The following is a 22,086-nucleotide window of genomic DNA, read 5'->3' on the forward strand; positions in this document are numbered from 1 at the left end:
TTATTATTGTTGGAGTGCTATTTATATTTCCGTATGTTATAAAATATACTAAACAGAATGGTTAGGTCGCTTCCAAGCACATCAGCACGAGATTCGATAGCTCACCACTGCTGTAACTGTCGGCGCATTTATTCACTCGCTGGCACGTAGTTTCGCCACACTGCAGGCAGCGAGCGATTCGATACGATTCGCGCGAAAATTCTCCCAGCCTTTAGGCCGGGACCCTCTCGCTGATTTTCTGGTGGAAGAGGTGGAGAACCTGCCGGCGGTTCGAAGATGGATTCACTCAGTAAAATCGACCTCGCAACTCGGAATTTTGGCTGGTTCACGGCTCCATTTTGACGTGAATCTCGTCGTCGTGCTAGATATCAATAGAACGCAGTCTCATCGATGAGTCTCAGAGCGCATCGAACGGGCACCGATGAGCGGCTTCTAAACAGATGTTTCTCTGGACAGAGTCAGAAAGTAAGGATTCGACTGGATTCGTTGGTGTGAACGCCAGATGGTGACGTCTATTTGAGGGGGTCGATGACTCGGACCTGAATGTCGTCGTTGGCCTGCGAGATGGAGACAGTGACGTCGTCGATGTCGAACTCGATAGAGAGACCGGTGGTTTGCTGGCGGCTGAAGAGCGTATCGAGTGCGTCGGGGTCGATCAGATCGTAGAGTCGGAACTCGCTGTCGTGCGGGTCGATGCCATTGTATTGTTCGAGCGCTTCAATCACGGCGACGCTCGCACAAGAACCATATGAGCAGTCAGCCGGCTTCTTAGCGGTTGTGGCGGCCATTACGTATACTCAATTAGTCCCTGCCGCCCATAAGAGTGTTGCTCGATCCAAACTATAATCTAAACAGACTATTTGTTGATATCCCTCAGGTTGCATTTTAACGCGAGCACTGCTAACCAGTGAAGTGATTTCCCGGTGAGTCTAGAGAAGTATCTAGAAAAGAAAAAGGTGACATCACTCGACGGGTGTCAGCAGCCGCCGGGACATTGGGTGGCGACTGAAACCGACGCTCACCACCCCGAGACACCCCCGGTCGCGAGTGATATCATAATCGGTGCTGTTGTTCTCGTCGACGCTCCACCACTGACCCATGGGGCCGGTGGAAGCAACAGGAGACACTCACACCAGCCAGCCGTCGATTGCACGCAGAACACGAAACTACACGCAGAGGGGAAAGAGAGTACCGTTCCGGACTCGCTGTGGTCGTCCGTCACTCCAATCGGTGTCGTACGGACATCTAACCTCACTAGCCGTATAAAGGTTGCTCGTATAGATAGTTAGATTAAACTTCTATACACAGGAATCAGCACGGGATTTCGGCCGACGTTACCGCAACGTCCGGTGGCTCGAAGATATCGCGCGGGCAACGCACGCCGGCTGTACCTACGTCATGGAACTGCGTCGTGGCGACGACGAACTCGATCAGACCGACGAGACAGACACAACAGTGTTCGATGCCCTGCATGATCACCTCCACCATGCCTGTGGCGCAGTCGACGACCTGCCGGCAGACGTGACTGTCGACCTCATCGGTGACAGTCGACATCGTGACGACGCAGGCGCCAGCGGCCAGCACGCCTGCTATCACTGCGCTCGCCTCATTTGACCGGCTGGGCCTCGGGAACTGGGGTTGGTACCTGTTCTTCTCTCGCGCGGTGCCCACAGCACTGCCCCCACCCAGCTCGCACTCTCGTACGACGATTCCTTGTGAATTGATGATGGCAGTAATCAGCACCGGCAACAAGTGTCTTGTGAATAGATAACAATAAACATACTATGGAGTATTTCGTTACTGGAGCGACTGGCCTCATCGGAACCCATGTGGTGGAACTATTAGTTGACAGGGGACACGATGTCGTCGGACTGACCCGATCACGGTCGAATGCGAAGCATCTACCCGAGGAGGTGACAATTGTTGAGGGCGACATCACACATAAGGAGAGTATGCGTGAGTCAATGGCTGGCGTCGATGGTGTCTTTCATATCGCTGCGTGGTTGTATTTCGGGCCGGGACCCTGGGAGGCTGAGAAGGCTGAACGCATCAACGTCGGGGGCACTCGTAACGTCCTCGAACTGATGGACGATCTTGACATCCCAAAGGGCGTCTATACCAGCACAATAGGCGTCTACCCGGGAACTAGTGGAGAAAAGCTCGACGAATCTATCGACCCCGACTGTCCGACCTATGCCGAGTATGTGCGCACGAAGTGGCAGGCCCACTTCGAGGTTGCCAGACCGATGATAGAGGATGGCCTCCCGCTTGTCATCGTTCAGCCAGGCATCGTTTACGGCCCTCATGGGGAGACGTCTACGGACATGATTCGGGACTACCTGACGAGTGATCTCCCGATCATTCCCCGTAACTGGGCGATGCCCTTTGACCACGCTGAAGATATTGCACACGCACATCTGAATGCCATGGAGAGTGGGACGCTGGGCGAGGAGTACATCGTCGCCAGCCAGGCACGAACGCTGCCCGAGGTGTTCGCCTATGCCGAGGAGATCACGGGGACCCCGGCTCCACGACCTGTTCCGGACGTGGTGTTCAGCACGCTGGCCACCATCATGCGGAACGTGGAACGGGTTACGATACCGCCAGAGGGATTCGAGAGTGAGGGACTCGACTTCTTGTCCGGGAGACAGTGGTCCGTCGACAACACGAAATCCAAGCGTGAACTCGATATCGAGTTCCGGCCGCTTGAGGAGGGATTGCGCGACTACCTTCCCTGGGAACTCAATCAACTTGGAATGGATAAGCGCCCTGAACAGTCGGCACCTTCCTGAGTAGTCGCTGTCGAAACACGTCAGTGTCATAGCCTCACCGAGCGAACGGCGTCAGCCGTGAGCGAGTAGGGGAGGGTAGTTCACCAGGCTCAGACACCTACGTCGGTCCGTCCGGGGTCCGTCGTACGGATGGTCGTGCTGGCGCGTGCGGCATCCGAGGGGACAAAGATGTCGGCGTTGAGATCTCGCGTAGCGCCTGGACTGACGAGCCCTGCAGTGTAGCTGTGACTGGAGATGGTTGTCCCGTCTTCGTCGTATAATGCGACGAGCGCTTCGACATTAGCTGCTTCTCCTTCGTTGGTGATGCCAAGTTCAATGTGTCCGAGCTGGTCTTCGATGGTCTCGACGTCGGTTTTGTTGCCGTCCTCGTCGTAGAACGTGACACGGTCTACAGTGATGTGACTGCTCTTGTCGCCGATGTACCGGAAGAGTCGTTCAGACATGTCTTCGTAGATTCTGTCCCCCTCCGAGCCGTCCTCAAAGAGCGCGCCGATGGGGTTGAGGTCGGCGCGCAGGTCGCTGGCGATTGTGGTTCGGTTCCGCGTGTTGGTCTTCAATCGGAGATAGTCCTCGATGAACGGGTCGAACTCTGCTGGGAGGTCGCCGTTGTACATGTCGGCGTATGCTCTGAGTTCGGCGTCGAAGTTGATTAGCGGCGGAAGAGGTGCGGAAACCTTATCTACGGGAACCCACGGCTTTGCGTCTGTCCTGGGCTCGTCGGATGGACTAGTCGTGGTACCCTGTTCAAAGTAGCCAAGGCTGTCGAGAAGCACGGCAAAGATGGCACTGAGGACGGTGACGAATAACACTCCGGCGGTGAGCAGAAACGAGATAGGGGTCGGGAGGGTGAGCTGGAACAGCGCGATGAACACGACGGTCACCATCCCGACGACGAGGAGGAACGAGCCGAGATTGGGATCTTCTCCCGTCAAGAATTCAATACTATCGAGGAACGTCGATCCAGATTCTGTCTCGGCAGTGGATTCTGGCTGGTTCATGTCTGGTTTTGGTTCGATTGTCGGCGAGTCACCCTGCGATGTCGGCGTTTTTCGCGACGGCAGCACGTTGGAGTATTTGGATGAGATGCGAAACCCAGAGGCCGGCAGTGAACCCGAAGAGAGTTCCGACGGCCGTGATACGGATCGGTTCTTCGAGTGGTGTGAATGCGACGACGACACACAGCGTCCCGAAAATAAACATGAGAACGTACTGGATGAGCGTCCCTCGGTTCACTTGTCGTATTTCCTCGAACATAGCTGAATCGCGTAGGATTTTCAGAGTCTTAACTCTGCTGTCCGATAGAGTGCTGAGCTAGATCCAGATTGCAATACTAAATATAGTATCATTTATATTTGTAGGGGAAGTCTTTAAGATGTTCGTCGCAGCCGACTAAATGATGGCCCAATTCTAGAGGCTCAATCCGACCACCCATCACCTGGAACTTCGCAACGACCATTAACCGTTCTCGACCGCAAAATTACCGGCTTCCGCTGTCGAGTGTCGCGGGATAATGACTGACCGGGATGAGCAATTCTAGAATGAGTTTGGGGGTATGTGAGACAGTCTTTGAAAAATAACTATGATTGTTTCCGGTCCTTATCCGGCGGGGAACACCCCCAAAACAATGACGGAACAAGAACCAGCCGAACAATCGAGAAGCAACGACACCGCCAGACAGCGTTCCGAGGGGGCGAGCCGCCGAACGTTTCTCGGAGCGGTCGGCACCGGAACCGGACTCGCCGCCCTCGGCATGCTGGGTGGGAGCCGACCGGCAGGGGCCACATCCACAGAAAGGAAGCACGCCGGCATCCCGTCCGAACTGCCGAGCGCGATCGAAATCGACGAGGACGCCCTCGAGGTCACGCTCCCACTCTACGAGGGCCGGGGGCCGGACGACGGGGTCGTGTACTACGTTCTCACGGAAGCCTCCGATATCGGCAAGGCGAACCAGTTCGGCCTCAACTGGGCCGTGAAGCTCAAGCACATCATCGGAACCGACGCCATCCAGGAGGTGGCGATAGGGAGTTCCGGTCAGTTCAACCCCAACAACCCCAACAACGAGTTCCAGGGGACGGTCGATTTCTCGCTGACCCGGAACGTCGTCCCGAACGACGGCACTGGATTCCCGCCCGACGTGGCCGAGCCAGGTGCCGAGGGCGACGGCACCTACAGCCCGTTCATCACGACGTCGGACGAGAAGGTCGTCTACAACGCCCCCCACGTGGCGAACGACTCCGGGGAGCACGACCAAGTCCTTGAGATGGACACGGATGAGATGACGGTGACCCTCCAGCTCGTGCAGGGGTTCTACGAGTTCCGGGAGATTTACTACCTGACTACCGACGCGTACCCCGGCCTCGTGGCCGCGCTCGAGGGCGGCACGCTTGTGCCGAACCTGAGCGAGGCACCAGCTGTGGGGGACCGCGACCTCGAGAGCTCCGCTCGCGAGGCCATTTTCCCAGTGGTGAACGGCCCACCGGGACAGGGCCTACAGTCGGCCCTCCAAGGGCAGGGCGGCCCGCACAACATCACTCGGTCCGAGCAGGTATGTGCGGACCTGAGCGACCCGACCGACTGCTCGCTCTTCTACAGTCCGCTCTGGGACCTCCATCCGCTACGGTGGGAGGTTCCCGAGGACGAGCGGACCATCCTGGAGGACCACGAGGAAATCATCGACCTGGTCCTTGAGGGCGACATCAGCAGCTTCGCCGAGGACGGGCCCGCCAACACGCTGCTCGGGAACATCCGGGCGCTAAGCGCGGCGGTCAACTGCCCCGTTATCTCCGTTGAGGAAGAGGAGGAGTAAGACCCTCCCCCTCAATGGTCTCGGCTCTCCAGGAAACGATATGTGATGCGTAACGATAGTAGCTCCACCTATCCGGACTCAGGAGAGAGTTCAGCGTATCCAAACGGGGTGGCGAAGCGTTCGCACCAGATACCCACGCCGCTGATATCCCCAGCGCTTGCACCGTCAGGAAGTTGCTGAGTGAAGGTTCCCTCCTTCGTGCTCTCCCCGTCATCGGCCCCGCCATCAATGCGGACTTTGGTGCCGGCGGTGACCTCCGCTTTCGTATCGGGCGTCGATGAAGGCGTCACGTAGACGAACACGTCAGGACCTTGGGTCTGACTGTAACTCTCGAACCGAAGGTACAATCCATCGTCGTCGCGCACCAGGAGTACTGTCCCCGTGACTTCATGGCCCGCGGTGCTGACAAACGAACCGCGTTTGAGCACCTCGGCTCCCCCGTCAGCCGGTGTCTCCTCGACCTGCGTGGACTGTTCGGGAAGGAAGAAATCCGACGGTCCGATGACGGCGACACCCACCAGGAGTGCGACCACCCCCAGTGCACCCCCTCCAATCAACAGAATTCGTCTATTGGTCATACCACCAGAGAGGCGATTTCAGGATATATCTATTGTCCAAACTCCAACTAGAATGCGTTCAGGCTCACGGGATAGTAGCCCCGGTATGAGAACCTGCCTTGGAATAGGAGGGTAGTAAGAGAGCGTCGATTGAATCGCCTCCAAGGGGTAGTCGGTGTATCTCCGCCACCGATTTATATGTCATTGCAGGATATCAGATAGTGTCTGAAACGACGGGACAAGATGAGTCGGTCGCGGTATGGCGGTTGTGTCGCATCGTGTCGGGGTCCTCCCCGACCTACTCGCTCACTTCGTTCGCTCCTTGAGGTCGGGGGCTCCACCTTGAATTACGCCGACCGAGGACGATAGTCGTGGAGATCGAGGTGGGGAATGGACTCGTCATGGCCACCGCTGGCAACTCCGACACTGAGTAAGAGGTGGAAGGGTGTGGACTAGTCGCTGCCTGCTCCACCGTCGCCGAACAGCTGTTGGATTGTCTTGACCAAGTCAACAACCGTTTTTAGCGGTCTGTCGACGCGCTCGAGGAAGCCGTGGACAGTGTCGAGGAGTGAGAGCTCGACTGTATTCTGGATGACGTGCGTGGTCTGTTCAAGTGGAGATTTCTCACGCGCACCTCCGACACCGCCAAGCATGGCAGCCGTCGCGACGAAGACCACCATGAGCACACGAATGGGTGTCACAGTTTCCTCTTACAAGCGCATTAGAGGGGCAGAATTCGTGAACCGGTCTAGATACTCTTCAGGAGAGTCGATGTCTGGGGGTTTGCCCACGAGGCTGCAAAGGCGTTCTTAGCTCGTTGATTGAATGCGATGACCATCTCCTCAATACGGGTAGAGTGTGTATGCTGGTCCTGAGAATAGAGGCTGCACAAACATCGATTACAGTACCTGTGTGAATCTTCATGCGATCCGGCGATATCCTTCGTACACAGCTGGCAATCCGAGGGGGAGTGCCAAGAGACCGAATCCAAAGAGGGCATACCCATCTCCGCTCTGGCGTCGCACTGCGAGGAGCGTCGCGACGATGCCGAACAGCGCGATTACATAGGCAGTGTTGCTCCAGACCACATCGTACGAGGAGCAGTACAGCCAACAAACGAACGTGTAGGAGGGAGCATTCCAGGTCGGCGGGTGGAGTTTCGGCCAGAAGAACCGACAGTAGGTCGTCCATCCAAGCATCGCCAGGGTGGGAAGCCCAGCGAGCCATATCGTTGAGCCCAACCGCGTCCGAGTTCCGAATCGTCTGTAGCCAGCGAGGAACAACGCCGGAAACCTGACAATCCACAGCCAGATACCGATAGTGTACGTTACTGGCCAGTGCTCGATCCGCGGCTGCTCGAAGGGGAGTCGGAACGACTCCGGCAGCGTCGCCCACGGGAACGAGGGATCAGGTACTGGATTCGTGACGAACGCGACCAGACAGAGTCCCGTTCCAACGAGTAGTCCGTACAGCCCCAACGTCGTATATCGGTCGAGCCAAGCTGGGAGAGACGGTTGCGCCGTGTTGTGGCGGTGATCAGATGTCCACGTCATTCCTCAGATCAGTCTTATTGTGATTCCGTGTCACGTTTGAGTGCCTCTCGTCGCTGTTCGTATTCGTCGTCGGTCAGCTCGCCACGAGCGTAGGCGAGCCGGAGTTCTTCGAGCGCCTGGCCCGAGTCACTCTCACTGCCCGTTACAGCCCTGTAGAGGAGGTAGCCACCGCCGACGAGGGCAGCGAGGAACAGGAGTTGCATCACGGTTCCGACGATGAACATCCAGCCCGGCATCGTTCCGTCGCCCCATATTCCACCACCCCACATGCCGCCCATCATCGGCCCGAACCCCATCATCCCGAAACCCATGAAGAACATCGGGAAGATTACGAACGCACCGATGATAATAAGGAGAATCGTGACCAGCCGTGTGTTGTCCATATTTTCTGGCATATATGTTCCCTCCGTAAGTTCGTCTCTGGTGTCACGTACGTGTTCAGGCTTCAATGCAGTTGTGACTTAGAAATGTCCGGTGTATAGGCATTCAACTTTTGGATAATTAGTGAAGAGGTTGTTGAGGAGTGATATACTAAGGGACAACTGAAATAGATGGTCCCTACGATAGGACATGTATGCAGGTGACGATGATCGAGGGAGTCTTCGAAGCTCTCCGTATCGGTGTCGGATTCCTCTGGACGGCGGCGTGGGCGATCATTATGGGTCTCACGATCACGAGTCTCGTCCAGGTCTACGTCTCCAAGGAGCGAATGGCGCAGGTTCTGGGCGATGGTGACCTGAGCGGCCTCACCAAAGCGACCGTGTTCGGGGCGGCGAGCAGTGGCTGTAGTTTCGGGGCCGTCGCCATCGGGAAGGGATTGTTCAAGAAGGGGGCACACGCGGTGAACTTCCTGGCGTTCATGTTCGCGTCGACGAATCTCATCGTCGAACTCGGGTTGATGATCCTGATTCTGCTGGGCTGGGAGTTCCTTCTCGCCGAACTGCTTGGCGGCCTCATTCTCATCGCCGTCATGGCCGTCATCGTCCACCTCACGCTCCCCGAGAACCTGTTCGACGAGGTCCGGGAGACGCTCAACGAGCGCGACCGCGAGTCGGGTATTACTGAGGACCCCACTTGCGGGATGGAAGGCAAAGACGAGTACACGCTCACGACCGACGGCGGGGAGACGCTGCAGTTCTGCTCGGAGGGCTGTATGGAGACCTATCTCCAGGAGACATCCAGCCGCGGCGGGTGGCGCGAGGAGGTGCTGTCGTGGGGTGGCTGGTACAAGATCGGGAACCAGTACCGCAAGGAGTGGTCGATGATCTGGAAGGACGTCATCGCGGGCTTTCTCGTCTCCGGGTTCGTCATCGTCTTCGTCCCTCAGTGGGTCTGGAATACCCTGTTCATCCAGGGCGATGGCCTGCTCGTGACCGCCGAGAACGCGATTATCGGTGTCGCCATCGCCGTCATCAGCTTCGTCGGCAGTATGGGCAACGTCCCGTTCGCCGTCGCGCTCTGGGGCGGCGGGATCAGCTTCGCCGGCGTCATTGCGTTCGTCTACGCCGACCTCATCACGATTCCCGTGTTGAACGTCTACCGGAAGTACTACGGCTGGAAGCTCATGCTGTACATCCTCGCCGTCTTCTTCGTCACGATGGCGTTCACTGGGTTCCTCATGGAACTGCTGTTCGATGCCCTCGGTATCGTTCCGGATCTGGCTGGCGGGGAGACGGCGACCGAACAGACGTACTTCGAACTCAACTACACGTTCTACCTCAACCTCATCGCCTTCGCACTCTCTGGGTTTCTCCTGTACGTGTATCGCCGTGGCCTCGGTGCGCCCGGAAAGTACCGTGACCCGGTCTGTGGCATGCGGACTGACGACAGCGAGCCAGCGGCGACACACGACGACGAGACGTACTACTTCTGCTCACAGACCTGCAAGGAGACTTTTGAGGAGAATCCAGACGAATACGCCACTGGACATCCGATGGTGATGGAGGGTCACGACCATTAACGGCCGTTTCATCGAAGATGCACAGCTGTACAGAGAACCGTCTTTGGTTCACATTTGGGGCGGATCCGATGACTGGAGCGTCTCGGACGTGGTTGTGCGCCTCCTATGCATTGAGAATCGGAAGCCGATTTTATTATCCCTGCCGCTGAAATCCAATTGAATGTACGATCGGATTCTGCTTTCGACGGACGGCACGGTCGCATCTGAACAGGCTGAAGCGCACGCACTCGACCTCGCAGCCGCTCATGACGCCGTCCTCCACGTACTCTACGTCGTCGACGAGGACGTCGTGACTGCGTACAGCGGCGACGAGTTCGTCGACGAAGCCGAAGGCCCCGAACACGGTCTCGAAGAACACGGGGAGGAGACGCTTTCGGAGCTCCGTCGCCGAGCATCGGCGGCCGACGTCGACGTCGAGACGGCGATGCACCACGGTCGCCCCGCTAAGACCATCGTGGAGTATGCAGACGACCACGACGCGGACGTGCTCGTGCTCGGAACCAAACGCCGACCGGAAGAATACCGCGCGCTTCTCGGGAGTGTCACCGACCGAGTCCTCCGATTGACGACCCGGCCAGCGACCGTCATAAAAACTGAAGTCAGTGAGTGACATCCTCCCCGCCGTAAACGGCGGGATTCCCTCCTCGCAGAAAGATAGGCTTTAGTTCTCTTGATTCTTCATCAATCGCTCACAGCGTTGCTGGAACTCCTCTTCGTCGATCTCACCTCGTGCGTAACGGCGCTGGAGGGTTTCCATCGCGGAATCGTCACTCTTGGGAGGTGCATCATCTTGACCCAGCACCCAGTGAACCGCCTCGGGGTCAAGCCCCGAGGCTTCCCGTAGATTAATCGGACACTCCCACGATACCATCGGTCTGATACCCTCGAACGGCATCGTGGGTCACGGTCGGGGCGTCCACGGCCCCCGATACCTGCCGTCGCACCGTCCGAACAACGGGAAGGCTGTTGAGAGCAGGCACATTCCAGTCCTGATGCTTCTCGATGCCTTTCACGGCGATGTTGACGCTTGCACCACGGTCGCTGTGGTCTTGATGGGAACACGACCGACACTTGAACCGCTTCTTGTTGCGATTTGCTTTCTCGGCGTGTCCGCACATCGGACACCGCTGGCTCGTCTTGTACGGGTCAATCCATCCAGTCGGGATGCCCTCAAACGACGCCTTGTACGACGTGTAGTATTGAAGGGCACGGAAGGGGAGGTGGTGCAAGCGTCGGTTCATCCGTGTACGATGTTGGCGAGCCGTTGTACGAGTCCGGTCGATTGCTGGTTTGCGTTCTCGATAGCTGCCTCTAGGTCGTCCTGGTCAACGATCCCGATGAACTCGGCTGTCTGTTCGCCGTTCACGTACACGAGCGTCGTGGGCGTCTTCCGGACGCTGTACTCCTCGGCCGTCTCCAGATCCTTCTGGATGTCGACCTCTCGAAACTTGACGTCAGGGAACTCGTCCTCGATGCCCTTGTTTTTCTCTTGCTGCGTTGCGCATGCCCCGCACGTCTCCTGCGTGAAGAGGAGTACTTCGGTCACATTTGATAGTATGGTCTTGTGCCTTTTGCGCATTTCTATTAACATCTGAAAGCTAAGGCAGTCTCAGATTTTGGATTCAAAGGAATCCTACGGGAGATATCCCTGGGATCGTTGTTCGAGTCGCATACTCCGGGCTCGGGGAGACACCCAAAGTTGTGATCGATGGGAAAAGGAGTGCCAGGGCTTTTACTGCTACCTAATCAGTGGAGTGAGCGGGGTGAGATGCGCGCTCTTGGTTGGGCTCGGGCGCGCGCAGCGCCAGTAGGACACCGATAAAGGCGACTCCTCCGGCGACGAGGAACGCCGTGCTGTAGCCAGCACGATCGATAATGGTGCCGGCGGCGATAGGTGCGGCAAACGCGCCGAACAGACCAACGCTCGTTAGCAGCGCGACAGCTGTGGTCCCCACCGCCGGCGGGACAAGTTCGGCGATGTACGAAAAGAGCAGTCCAGTGACGAGTTGGATAGCGAAGCCGACGACGACCACCGCTCCGCCGACGAACCCAAGCTGCGATACGAACGCAAAGGCGACGACAGCGGGTACGGCGACGATGAACGACGACACTACAACGGGGCGACGTTTCCCGCTGAAAACCCGTTCTGAGACCACACCGCTACTTGACCGTCCGATAGCTCCAATCGCCGGGAACAGCGCGGTTAGCAGGCCACTCGCCGCCAGCGAGATGCCGAACCCGTTGGTGAGGTAGCTCGGTAGCCACGTATTGATAAAGAGGTACAGCGAGTAGGCGAGAAAGCAGAGGACACAAACGATCCAGACCGCCTGATTAGTGAACAACTTGCGCAGCGCCGTCCGGTCCGGCGCAGCCGCATCGACGCCGGGAACGTGGTGACGGGTCGCGAGCAAGAAAATAGTGACGCCGAGGACGCCCATGGCGGCATACAGCGGGAAGATCGCAGGCCAGCCGGCGACGTTTGCGACGAGGGGACTGCCGAACTGACCGAGTGCGAATCCAACTGGTGCGCTCGCGGTGAACACACCAACGGCGGTTGCCCGATATCGAGGCGCAACGGCACTGCCGACGACGTTCGCACCCGCGTTCCAGAAGATTACGTACGCGAGACCGCCGAGCACGCGCGAGACGAGTAGCCAGAGATACGCGCCGGCAGTGGCCGCATGCCAGCCCCAAGCACCTGCAACGACGAGTGCGCCGGTGCCGAAGACGATCACCCTACGGACCGAAAAGCGGTCGAGGACGATGCCGGCGGGGACGCTAGTGACGACCGCAGTCGCGTACATGATGCTGACGAGCCAGCCCGCCGTACTCGCCTTGAGCCCGATCGATTTTTGAATCAGCGGCAGTACGCTCGCCGGGGCGATTTCGTAGGCTGCGGCCGCTGTCGAAAGCAAGAAAAAGCCGATGAGCAGGCCTAGTGTCTCATGTCGAGAACTTCCTGTGTTTAGTCGGTCGTTCACGGTCTCTGTACCCCTTCTTGGAGCAACATCGAACCGTTTGGTGTTTCTTCCTGAAGACAGAAATTGAAGAGCCATGCGGCAAACACTGCCTTCCAATTGGATTGCGCTGAAGAGCGTGTCTACAGGTGGAGCAGGCCGAGTGCCTCGGGGTCGTTCGAGAGAGCTTCGCTCTCTTGTGATGACGAGACGCCGTCGGCGTCTCGAACCACGTGACCCCGAGGCGGTTCACCCGTACCTCGTGCAAGCGCAGGTGAGCAGGGGAGTTCTGGAAGATTCTCGTGTTTGGGTGGAATTCTCTCACCCATGAGATTCTTTCTGTAATTAGGGTTATATTTGGGCGGCTATTAGGGGTGAGCCACCGTGACCAACGCAGACGACGCTACCTCACTCTTCGAACTCTTCAAGAACAAGGAGTTCATCGCACTCGCAAGCACTGCCTTCGCCCGCAGCCAAGCCTACTCCACCATCCTCATCGCCCTCGCCATGTACGCCGACCTCTTCCAAACCACCGGCACCGTCGAGGGTCTCTTCGGAACTGTCTTCGCTCTCACACAGTTCCTCATCGTACTCCCGCTCGGGCGGGTCATCGACACCGGCAACTCCAAACGCTACCTCCTCGCCGGCCTCTTCCTCAATATCGCCATTTTCACCGGCTTCACCTTCGTCACCGCTGTCGAACACGTTATCATCCTCCGTGCCCTCCAAGGCATCGGCGCCAGCCTTCTCTGGATCACCGGTAGCACCGTCGTCGGCGAAATCAGCCCCGACGGAAAACGTGGTCTCTGGCTCGGCAGCTACAATCAGGTGGCTGCCTTTAGCAGTCTCGCTGGCACCATCTTCGGCGGACTCCTCCTCTACACCTATGGCTTTCAAACCACCTACACCGTCCTCATCGCTGTCACCACTCTCGCCACGCTTTCCGTCTATCGGTATCTTCGAGACAATCCCGGTCAGCAAACGGAAGCCACAGACTCATCCGGCCTCGACACGCTCAAAGCACTCCTGAAACGCCCAGCCATTCGTGGACTTGTGTCGTTCCGCTTCGGGTTTAGCATCGCTAAGATGGCCGTCATCATCTTCCTGCCAATCTATGCGAAAACACAATTTGGCATCAATCCCCTAGCTATCGGCGGAATTCTCGCCGGCGGGAAACTCACGAAATCCGTGCTCCAAGGCCGCATGGGAACCCTTGTTGATCAAGCAGAGCACCGTTACAAGTTCGTGTTCGCAGGTGCGGCTGTCTACGCGGTCGGAATCATCTTCATCCCGTTAGCCGGGTCTGCTACCCAAATCCTCTCAACTGTTTCCTTGTCGGCAGCCGGGAAAACAATGGTGCTCCCACCTGCGTTCTTTGGGCTATTCACTGCCTATAGCATCCTTGGAGTCGGTGACAGCATTCGGCTGCCTGCCAGCATGACGCTGTTCGTCGAAGAGGGAGAACGACTTGACGCTGTTGCCGGAAGTTTCTCGCTCCGGTCAATCTCGTGGAAGATTGGGCAACTGATCGGGCCGGTGGCAGTCGGGGCGATTTGGGATGCAACTTCGGCGCTGGTTGCATTTTGGGTGGCTGCGGGCTGTGCTGGCGCTGCTGCAATAGCATTTGTGGCCATGGCGATTCGAGCGACCAGACAAGAACAGTCAGAATCGACAGCTGTCCAGCCTGCAGATTGAGCCCGTTCGTTAACAGTAGTCGCCCGTGTGAAAGATGAGATTGTGGCCGCTTCTGCGCTCGCTGGACAGCGACGGGGCCGCTATTGTGTAAGCGTCACATTCGCCCCAATGTATGGGAGCAACTGGGTCTCAGTCCGAGTGATTGAGTCGGTGATGCACGTCTCAGCGTCGTCGCCGCCTTCGGGACGCAGTTCGGGACTGGCGCCGTACGGCTACCCGTTAGTACGGCAGTTGTATCGGCATTTATCGGCTAGGAGCCAACGGGAGGGAAAGCAGGTACCGGCCACCGTGTTTGGCCCCTGTTGAAACTTCCCTGGCTGACACGAATCGGGTGCTGAATACAGAGGAGGTCTTCATCACAAACTATCCCTGTTGTCACAGTAACCTTTTTCCGACCCAGACACTGGTTGCATATATAATGGGACACAGAATGGGAGAGTCACGGGATTACGGTCACATAGTAAAGGAAGGGAATCTCCATGAGTGAGCATGCATCCCCAACCGCCGCCACGGGCGATCCTGTAACGCTCGAGACCGGGCTCGAGGCGTTCCGGTCGAGCCCCGAGTTCCACGGTCCCGTCGAGGACCTCGACGGCCACAACTGCAATGATCACTTCGCACAAATCTACGAGAGGCCCGCGGAGAAATTCGAGGCGGCCATTCCGTTCGTTCGCCATGGTCTCGACCAGGGTGAACAAATTGCGTACGTCGTCGACCAGAGCACCGAAACCGAAGTGCGGACGGCGTTGCAGGACGCCGGCATCGACGTCGAGGCCGCGCTCGATTCGGGGGCACTGACGTTTTACACTGTCGACGAGACCTACCTCCAGAACGGGTCGTTCGACCCCGACGAGATGATTCAGTTCTACGCCGACGCGGCCGCCGAAGCCACCGAAGATTTCGAGGCGCTTCGGCTCGTCGCCGAGATGTCGTGGATGGAGGCCGACGACACCACGGTCGAGCAGTTAATGAAGTACGAGTCGAAGATCAACGATCTGTTCGATACCGAAGACGTGCTCGCCATCTGCCAGTACGACCGCGACCTGTTTACACCGGAGGTCATCAATAACATCGTTCGGACCCACCCCCATCTCATCTACGACGGGGCGGCCTGCCACAACTTCTACTATACGCCGCCCGAGGAACTGTTCGGCGAGGACGACCTCGCCCGCGAAAACGAGCGGATGCTCCGGACGCTTCACGACCGCACCGAGGCCAAAACCGAACTCAAGCAACGCGACCGCTTCCTCCAGAACCTCTACCACATTTCGGCCGAGAGCACGTCATTCGAGGAGAAACTCGATGCGCTGTTCGACCTCGGGCGCGAGCAGTTCGGCCTCGACATAGGTGGCATTGCGAAAATTGACCCGAAGACCGACTACTTCGAGGTGGAGGCGGTCAGCGGTGACCACGACCACCTCGTCGCGGGCGCACAGTACCCGCTCTCAGAGACGTACTGTCGACTGGCGACCGACAACAGCGAGACGGTCGCTGTGACCGATCCGGTCGACGCGAGGTTTGAGGGGCAACTGTGTTACGACCAGTTCGAGGTTCAGACGTACCTCGGAACCCACGTCGCAGTCGATGGCGAGATGGACAGGACGTTCTGGTTCTTGTCGACCGAGCCACGCGAGACGCCGGTCAGCGATGAGGAGCATACGTTCGTCGACCTGATGGGTCAGTGGGTCGGCTACGAACTAGAGCGCCGGGAACGCGAGCGCGAACTCCGTGAACGGACAGAGCATCTGCGTGCACTCGTCGAAACGACGCCAGAATGCATCAAGACTGTCGCCCCCGACGGCACCCTCCTCCAGATGAACTCCGCCGGACTGGAGATGGTGGAAGCTCCCGAGGAAGCGGCCGTGACCGGCGAATGCATCTACGACCTGATCGCTCCCGAGGACCGCGAACGGTTCCGCGAGTTCAATGAACGGGTCTGTAACGGCGAACGCGAAATCCTAGAGTTCGACATCATCGGGTTGGATGGGACGCGCCGTCACATGGAGTCGCACGCCGCACCGCTCGAACGTCCGGACGGTGAGACCGTCCATGTCGCGCTGACCCGTGACGTGACTGAACAGAAGAAACGTGAAGCAGAGCTCCGGCAGACGAAGACGCGGTTCGAGACGGTGTTCGAGCAGAGCAACGACGCCATCCTCCTCGTCGACCCTGACGCGGACGCCTTCGTCGACGTAAACCCGGCGGCTGCCGAGATGCTTAGGTACACTCGTGACGAACTCTCGTCACTCCGCCCTTCTGACACTCACCCCGACGAGTTAGAGCAGTTCCACGCGTTCCTCGAGGAGGTGCTCGAGACGGGGTCGGCGTGGAGCGAGGAGCTTCACTGCCGTACCAAAGACGGCCAGGACCTCTCGACCGAAGTGTCGGCGTCAGCGATCACGCTCGATGGCCGCGACCTCGTGCTTGCGAACGTTCGGCACATCGAAGAGCGCAAGAAGCACGAGCGATACCAGCGCGAGCTATACGACATCGTCGCCGACTTGCAGGCGTCGTTCGACGAGAAACTCGACAGCCTGCTCGAACTCGGCCGCGAGCGGTTCGGCCTCGAGAATGCGTACTTCAACGAGGTCGGCGACGATGCGGTTGAGGTCGTCGACGCGATCGGCCCCCACGACCTGATCGAGCCGGGTGAATCGGCCCGGCTCGACGGGACGTACTGCGAGAAACTACTCGCGTCGTCCGGCCAGCTTGCCGTATCGGACGCGGCCGAGATAGGGTGGACCGACGACCGCGCCTACGAGACGTACGGATTAGACACGTATCTCGCGACGACTGTGCGCGTCAGCACCGACGTCCACGGGTTGCTGTGTTTCTCGTCCGAAGCGCCGCGAGGAAACCCGTTCACTAAGGCCGAGCGGGCGTTCCTCGACTTGATGGGGCAGTGCGTGAGTTACGAACTCGAACGCAATCACCGGGAAGCCCAACTCGAGCAGAAGAACGACCGGCTCGAATCGTTTGCGAGTATGCTCGCACACGAACTTCGGAATCCCACTATGATCGGCCAGATGTACTGTCACGAACTTCCGGAGGACGCAGCCCCGGAGGCGGTTGGCTACATCACCGAGTCGCTCGACCGGATCGAGGACATGATCGACGTCCTGCTGCTACTCACCCGGGGTCGCGAGGCCGTCGACGAGTGCACTCCGGTGGACCCCGCGGACGTGGCCCGCGAGGCGTGGGAGACCGTGGAGACGCTCGACGCGACGCTCGACGTCGACCTCGACCGGACGATACGGATCGACGAGACGTACGTCCGCCACCTGTTCCGGAACCTGCTCGAGAACGCCGTCGAACATGGTGGGGGCGACGTGACCGTCACCGTCGGCGATCTCGATGACGGGTTCTACGTGGCCGACGACGGCGTTGGTATCCCGCCTGAGGACCGCAACACGGTGTTCGACGAGGGATACACCACGGCCGCGGACAACGGTGGGACCGGCCTCGGGTTGGCGTTCGTCCAGAAGCTTGCCGAGGTGTACGATTGGGACGTTACAGTCACTGAAAGCGAGGCTGGTGGTGCCCGGTTCGAGTTCCGCAACGTTACCTGACTCTTCCCACGGCTAAAGCCGTGGGGTTCCCACTGGGGGTTGAGTCCACGGTTAAGGCGAGGTTCGCAGGTTCGTCGTCGCGTTGGACGAGAATGAGCTGCTATGTATATCATCATCCGCAGCGTATAGTCAGTTGACTATGTCAATTAACGTCACAAACATTGTCAAGCAGGGCTACCGGCGGACGATTGAGCGTAATGGCCTCGTTCTCATGGGTGTCATTTTCGCTATCTCGTTGGTCAACGGACTACTGGGGATTAGCGTCAGCCAATGGATGATGAGCCAGCAGTTTACGCCAGGTAGTGTCGAGGCGAATCCGACGTTGCTCGTCCCGCCGGTAGTTGCTAGTGTCATCTCGTTAGTGCTTGGCATTGGGTTGCTCGTTGTGAGTATTGCAGCGATTCGGGTGTTCGTAAGCGACGAGACCGAACGCCTTCCCCGAGAGTACTTCACGCGGAATATAGGCTGGGCGGCAATCAACGTCATCGTCGGGGCGATTGTCTTCGGGATTATCGTCGCACTGGGCTTCGTTGCGTTCATCATTCCGGGTATCTTCCTGCTCGTGGCGTTGGCGTTCTGGACCGTCTACGTGGCCGTCGAAGACCAGAACTTCATCACGGCATTCCGCAGCAGTTGGAGACTGACGCACGGCTACCGTTTCAGCCTCTTCACGCTGGGTGTGGCAGTGTTACTCCTCACGGCGCTCGTCAACGCCGTCTTCGGGCTCGGCGACCTTGCCAGTGGTAGCCTCACTGGCGACATCGTCGCCCTCGTGTTCGCTCAAGCCGCCAGCGCGATTACGACGGTCTTCTCGACCGCTGTGCTCGCGACGGCGTACACCGAACTCAAAACTCGCGACGATAACGACCGCGGGAAAACAATCAGCGAGGACTCCACCGTTGGCCGTCCGGCCGCCTAACCAGAATCGCGACCACACCACAGATTTTCTCACCTAACTTGCGAGGCGGATCCCCTTCCTCAAGGAGCAACGCGAACGAGTAGCGCAGGAGGGAAGGACATTCGCCTCACAAATCTATATGATTCCAGTCACTATGAGTTCTTTAGCGGGCTTTTCGGTGTACTACTCATCTTCAGTACGGGGATGGTTGTGGTGATGAAACGTCGGAGTCTGTGCAGTAAGTGTTCGCCGATAGTTCACGGTAGTTGGCGGTGACTCATTCTCGATGGTGGCTGTCGTGTTGAGCAGTGTGCATCATTTCTTACGTCTATTATAATTATTCACCTGTGTGGTATTTTGGTGTGCGAGTGCTTAGCGGGGGAATCGTTCGCAAAAATATTTACACAGAACTGAGTAAGTTTTTTCTGCCTTCGTCCCCTACCCTGTAGTGATGAAAGAGAAAACGACTCAAACACAACTCGCAGCCTACAGAAACCAAAGTGATCGACGATGATGTGGCAAGACGTCGTCTTCCTCGCAGGAAACGTCTTCTCCCTCATCGCCCTCCTCCCCACCCTCCGCGACTCCATGGCAAACGTCCCCTTCAACACGAGCTTCCCATCCGCGGTGATCGGCCTCGTCTACGCAACCGCGTTCTTCACCATGGACATGGCACTCTCTGCTCTCGGCGCATTCCTCACCGGCAGTATCTGGCTGGCAATCGTCGCCCTCCGCTCACCGAACCCACTCCAGGACTCATCCCCGACGACGCCACAGACGGACACCACAAATGCAACGCACTCCTCCCCGTCACACGCTGACTGACTCAATTTTAGTACTGACGCGCGGACTTTGACATCCTCCCCGCCCTGAAGGGCAAGGATTTCTTCGTGGGAGAGCACGCCGTTCGTGCGTCCCCGAAGGCACCCTGACCGAGACCATCGGGGTCTCGGCTGTGGGTTGTGAGTAGTGCGTCGGGCCTCCAGCGGAGGCGTGGTGTGCTTGGGTATCCGCTTGCACCTCACAGGCCGTGCCATCGACCCGACTCAACCACGCAGGTTGAGTAGCCATCCGACGCAGGGTTGCTTTTTGGTGACGGAGACCCGAATCCAACTCCAATTTTCGCCTGATGTGCTTACGTCTGGCTATGCTGTCGAGCTCCTTACTGTTCGTGGGTGGCGTCCTCGTTGTCGGATTCATCCCCACGCTGACGCACGGGGCTTTCTCCTCAATTTTCCGTAACCTCCGTACCGACGCTACTGAGCGTCGGCATTACCGTTGACGGACGAGAACGATACTTGTCTACTGAATACACCCTCTGAATCTCGCACGCTCTTGCTGACAGCTGCTCGGAAGTTCGGAGAAGTGCTGCGAGATACACAGCGTGTATCCCACCCAGCGTTTCATGTGGCCCAAGGATATACTGACGGGGCAAGGAACGAGAGATATGACCGACTTCATTGCTCCACCGCCTCTCGAGCGGGGGGATAAAGTAGCGATCGTGTCTCCTGCGTCTGGGCTTGCGGCGACCTTCCCGCACGTCTACGAGAGGGGTCTCGAACGAATTCGCTCCGTGTTCGATCTCGAACCGGTCGAGTTCCCGACGGCGAAGAAGGATGATGAATTCCTGTACGCCCATCCCGAGAAGCGAGCGGAGGATATTGAAGAAGCATTCGCGGCACCGGATATTAGTGGTGTAATCGCGACAATCGGTGGGAACGACCAGATCAGGGTTCTTGACCATCTGGACGGAGAGCTACTCCGGGAGAATCCGACGCGATTCTACGGCATCAGCGATAATACGAATCTCGCACAGTTTCTCTGGAACCACGGTCTCGTCTCGTACTATGGCGGGCACGTACTCACCGAGTTCGCCATTCCGGGACCGCTGCCCGAGTACTTAGAGTCTGGACTTCAGTCGGCTTTTTTCGACGATTCGATCGGACCAATTCAGCCTGCCCCCGAGTTTACAGACCAAGATTTGGGATGGGACGATCCCGAGAATCTTGATCAGTCTCCCGAAATGGACGAGAATCCCGGGTGGTCGTGGCACGGCGGGCAAGCTTTCGCCAAGGGACGAACCTGGGGCGGCAATTTCGAAGTTACGTATTTACAACTGGCCGCAAATCAGTATGTTCCGTCGCCTGAAGCACTCGACGGGAAGGTGTTAGTATTAGAGACCTCGGAGGAATTACCCGAGCCTGGGGTTGTCCAGCGGATGCTCCTGGGGATGGGCGAGCGAGGATTACTCGAACGGTTCGATGGGTTGCTCGTCGGTCGGATCAAAGCACGTTCACACCTCGTCGACCGATCGAAAGTCGATCGCGAGGACTATCGAGAACGAGTACGGCAGACTATCATCGATATCTTCACTAGGTATAATCCGACTGCACCGGTCGTTCTCAATGTCGATTTTGGTCATACAAATCCGATCGTCCCCGTTCCGATCGGTGGAACTGTAACAATCGATCCGAAAGCCAACGAAATCAGTTTCGAGTGAGACGAAGTAAACAGTACCTGTCGTACCGACTGTACCCTCTGTCTGCAGCACGCGACTTCTGGCAGTATTTAGTGTGATTTCACTCCGGACCAAAGGAAAACCATCTAGCCTGGGATCGGCCGGGGGGTGGGGAAGCACGGCGTTTTTTCTGGTTGGTCGTGGTGGAAGCGGTATGAGCGACACCAGTGGGACCGACCCGAGTGCTCCTGACTGGATTGAAAACGAAAAGGTGCGGGAGATTCTTCAGGAACACCTCGACGAGACTGATTACGCTATCTATCGGGAACTCAACACCCACGGCCGAATTTCGGATACTGAACTCGGTGAACGAGTCGGGCTATCTCGGACTGCCGCTCGCCGCCGACGGAAGAAACTGATCGAAGAGGGAATCATCGACATCCTCGCCGTGATGGTGTTACAGCGCGCAGAACTCGCGTACGCGGACGTCCGGCTGCGCTTCGATACGACAGCAACGAACGAGGAGGTGACCGAGTTCATCGACGAAATCATCCAGGAAGAACTCATCTACGAAATCGACGAGTACATGGGCGACCACGACCTGTTGGTGCGGACGTGGCACGCAACGCTCTCCGACATCAAAGAGTACGTCCGGACGAAGTTCCAAGGCAACGGCCTCGTCGCCGAGTACGAGATCGCCCCCGTGACAAAAACCTACAAGGCGTGGCACAAACCCCTCACCAACGGCACCGCCTCACCTGAAGAGTAAACTACCCCACCCTACTCACTCACGGCTTTGCCGTTCGCTTCGTTGAGGGTGGGGCTTTCGCGTGGACTCCCG

22 protein-coding genes and 1 pseudogene are annotated in these 22,086 nt (G+C 57.9%); 11 read left to right on the forward strand and 12 right to left on the reverse strand.

From position 1 onward, the window contains the following. Positions 1-61: 61 nt before the first annotated feature. A complete protein-coding gene (locus ACRYA2_RS26705; RefSeq protein ID WP_472850142.1) occupies positions 62-208 on the reverse strand; it encodes a DUF7835 family putative zinc beta-ribbon protein in 147 nt (48 codons plus the stop codon). Between the two features lie 304 nt (positions 209-512). Further along, positions 513-788 carry a HalOD1 output domain-containing protein gene (locus ACRYA2_RS25565; protein ID WP_433634444.1) on the reverse strand — a complete coding sequence of 92 codons (276 nt, stop codon included), beginning with the start codon at positions 786-788 and terminating at the stop codon, positions 513-515. 610 nt (positions 789-1,398) lie between these two features. Here ACRYA2_RS25565 and ACRYA2_RS25570 point away from each other — a divergent pair. Beyond that, complete coding sequence (locus ACRYA2_RS25570; RefSeq protein ID WP_433634446.1) at positions 1,399-1,614, forward strand: hypothetical protein; 216 nt, start codon at positions 1,399-1,401, stop codon at positions 1,612-1,614. 170 nt (positions 1,615-1,784) lie between these two features. Next, a complete protein-coding gene (locus ACRYA2_RS25575) occupies positions 1,785-2,792 on the forward strand; it encodes an NAD-dependent epimerase/dehydratase family protein (protein ID WP_433634448.1) in 1,008 nt (335 codons plus the stop codon). 89 nt (positions 2,793-2,881) lie between these two features. On the opposite strand, the gene ACRYA2_RS25580 is transcribed toward ACRYA2_RS25575, so the two are convergent. Together ACRYA2_RS25580 and ACRYA2_RS25585 are read right to left on the reverse strand one after the other, a co-directional pair. Next, complete coding sequence (locus tag ACRYA2_RS25580) at positions 2,882-3,790, reverse strand: hypothetical protein (protein WP_433634450.1); 909 nt, start codon at positions 3,788-3,790, stop codon at positions 2,882-2,884. A gap of 28 nt (positions 3,791-3,818) precedes the next feature. Next, positions 3,819-4,046: a hypothetical protein gene (locus tag ACRYA2_RS25585; protein ID WP_433634452.1), complete on the reverse strand. Its 228-nt coding sequence runs from the start codon at positions 4,044-4,046 to the stop codon at positions 3,819-3,821. A gap of 370 nt (positions 4,047-4,416) precedes the next feature. On the opposite strand from ACRYA2_RS25585, the gene ACRYA2_RS25590 reads away from it, so the two are divergent. Beyond that, positions 4,417-5,598 (forward strand): DUF7482 domain-containing protein, encoded by a 1,182-nt coding sequence (locus tag ACRYA2_RS25590; RefSeq protein WP_433634454.1) that lies wholly within the window; start codon positions 4,417-4,419, stop codon positions 5,596-5,598. A 68-nt stretch (positions 5,599-5,666) separates the two neighbouring features. Here ACRYA2_RS25590 and ACRYA2_RS25595 read toward each other — a convergent pair whose 3' ends face one another. The 4 genes from ACRYA2_RS25595 to ACRYA2_RS25610 form a co-directional block, all read right to left on the reverse strand. Further along, on the reverse strand, positions 5,667-6,176 hold the full coding sequence (locus tag ACRYA2_RS25595; protein WP_433634456.1) for a DM13 domain-containing protein: 510 nt from the start codon (positions 6,174-6,176) through the stop codon (positions 5,667-5,669). 431 nt (positions 6,177-6,607) lie between these two features. After that, positions 6,608-6,835 (reverse strand): hypothetical protein, encoded by a 228-nt coding sequence (locus ACRYA2_RS25600; RefSeq protein ID WP_433634458.1) that lies wholly within the window; start codon positions 6,833-6,835, stop codon positions 6,608-6,610. Positions 6,836-7,075: 240 nt separating this feature from the next. Next, positions 7,076-7,708, reverse strand: a complete 633-nt coding sequence (locus ACRYA2_RS25605) for a hypothetical protein (RefSeq protein ID WP_433634460.1) — start codon at positions 7,706-7,708, stop codon at positions 7,076-7,078. 14 nt (positions 7,709-7,722) lie between these two features. Further along, on the reverse strand, positions 7,723-8,103 hold the full coding sequence (locus tag ACRYA2_RS25610; protein WP_433634462.1) for an SHOCT domain-containing protein: 381 nt from the start codon (positions 8,101-8,103) through the stop codon (positions 7,723-7,725). 179 nt (positions 8,104-8,282) lie between these two features. Between ACRYA2_RS25610 and ACRYA2_RS25615 the strand changes: the two genes are divergently transcribed. Next, positions 8,283-9,668, forward strand: a complete 1,386-nt coding sequence (locus tag ACRYA2_RS25615) for a permease (RefSeq protein ID WP_433634464.1) — start codon at positions 8,283-8,285, stop codon at positions 9,666-9,668. A 160-nt stretch (positions 9,669-9,828) separates the two neighbouring features. Further along, the gene (locus tag ACRYA2_RS25620) at positions 9,829-10,278 is read left to right on the forward strand and encodes a universal stress protein (protein WP_433634466.1); all 450 of its coding nucleotides are present in this window, start codon (positions 9,829-9,831) and stop codon (positions 10,276-10,278) included. A gap of 51 nt (positions 10,279-10,329) precedes the next feature. Here ACRYA2_RS25620 and ACRYA2_RS25625 read toward each other — a convergent pair whose 3' ends face one another. From ACRYA2_RS25625 to ACRYA2_RS25640, 4 genes and pseudogenes are all read right to left on the reverse strand, one after another. Then, entirely contained in the window at positions 10,330-10,563 is a 234-nt protein-coding gene (locus tag ACRYA2_RS25625) for an SHOCT domain-containing protein (protein ID WP_433634468.1), read from the reverse strand. Beyond that, positions 10,514-10,915 (reverse strand): annotated as a pseudogene (locus ACRYA2_RS25630) (zinc ribbon domain-containing protein); the annotation flags it as partial. The gene ACRYA2_RS25625 and the pseudogene ACRYA2_RS25630, both read right to left, overlap by 50 nt. Further along, the gene (locus ACRYA2_RS25635) at positions 10,906-11,214 is read right to left on the reverse strand and encodes a thioredoxin family protein (RefSeq protein ID WP_433634470.1); all 309 of its coding nucleotides are present in this window, start codon (positions 11,212-11,214) and stop codon (positions 10,906-10,908) included. The pseudogene ACRYA2_RS25630 and the gene ACRYA2_RS25635, both read right to left, overlap by 10 nt. A 196-nt stretch (positions 11,215-11,410) precedes the next feature. Continuing rightward, positions 11,411-12,649: an MFS transporter gene (locus ACRYA2_RS25640; RefSeq protein WP_433634472.1), complete on the reverse strand. Its 1,239-nt coding sequence runs from the start codon at positions 12,647-12,649 to the stop codon at positions 11,411-11,413. A 360-nt stretch (positions 12,650-13,009) separates the two neighbouring features. Here ACRYA2_RS25640 and ACRYA2_RS25645 point away from each other — a divergent pair, with 360 nt between their 5' ends. The 6 genes from ACRYA2_RS25645 (at position 13,010) to ACRYA2_RS25670 (ending at position 22,014) form a co-directional block, all read left to right on the forward strand. After that, entirely contained in the window at positions 13,010-14,320 is a 1,311-nt protein-coding gene (locus tag ACRYA2_RS25645) for an MFS transporter (RefSeq protein WP_433634474.1), read from the forward strand. A gap of 479 nt (positions 14,321-14,799) precedes the next feature. Beyond that, positions 14,800-17,889: an MEDS domain-containing protein gene (locus ACRYA2_RS25650; RefSeq protein WP_433634476.1), complete on the forward strand. Its 3,090-nt coding sequence runs from the start codon at positions 14,800-14,802 to the stop codon at positions 17,887-17,889. 139 nt (positions 17,890-18,028) lie between these two features. Next, positions 18,029-18,808, forward strand: coding sequence for a DUF7847 domain-containing protein (locus ACRYA2_RS25655; protein WP_433634478.1), 780 nt, complete (start codon positions 18,029-18,031; stop codon positions 18,806-18,808). 489 nt (positions 18,809-19,297) lie between these two features. Next, a complete protein-coding gene (locus tag ACRYA2_RS25660) occupies positions 19,298-19,612 on the forward strand; it encodes a hypothetical protein (protein ID WP_433634480.1) in 315 nt (104 codons plus the stop codon). A 622-nt stretch (positions 19,613-20,234) separates the two neighbouring features. Continuing rightward, complete coding sequence (locus tag ACRYA2_RS25665; protein WP_433634482.1) at positions 20,235-21,287, forward strand: S66 family peptidase; 1,053 nt, start codon at positions 20,235-20,237, stop codon at positions 21,285-21,287. A gap of 172 nt (positions 21,288-21,459) precedes the next feature. Further along, complete coding sequence (locus ACRYA2_RS25670; RefSeq protein WP_433634484.1) at positions 21,460-22,014, forward strand: AsnC family transcriptional regulator; 555 nt, start codon at positions 21,460-21,462, stop codon at positions 22,012-22,014. The last annotated feature ends 72 nt before the right edge of the window (positions 22,015-22,086 follow it).

This window comes from Halomicrococcus pelagicus (assembly GCF_050954125.1).